Here is a 279-nt window from a genome sequence, read left to right as displayed (position 1 = left end):
GCTCGCCGTGCCGGACGGGTCGGTCGGCACGGCGGCGTGTTCGGTGGCGAGGCGGGCGAGGTCGACGCCGTCGACGACCATGCGGCCGGCGGCATCCGTCGTGGCGGGCAGCACCTCGTTGTCGATCCAGCGACGCACGGTGTCGTCGCTCACGCCGAGGAACCCGGCGGCCTCGCGAATCCGTATTTGCGACATAAGCAGCACTATATTCCCTCATCTACGGATTCGCTGCCCGTTCTGCTTCGATCGGCTGTCCGTGCGGCACACTGGGGACATGAC

General features: G+C 67.7%; 1 protein-coding gene. It reads right to left on the bottom strand.

The features are described 5' to 3' along the window. Positions 1-195, bottom strand: a 195-nt coding sequence (locus tag QN345_RS20155) for a helix-turn-helix domain-containing protein (RefSeq protein WP_323509258.1), incomplete at its 3' end; no start/stop codon positions are given. Positions 196-279 lie beyond the last annotated feature (84 nt).

The organism is Cryobacterium sp. 10I1, from assembly GCF_035019805.1.
GTDB classification, from domain to species: domain Bacteria; phylum Actinomycetota; class Actinomycetes; order Actinomycetales; family Microbacteriaceae; genus Cryobacterium; species Cryobacterium glucosi.
The sequence above is the reverse complement of the archived record's forward strand: the minus strand, read 5'-3'. Positions and strand labels throughout refer to the sequence as shown.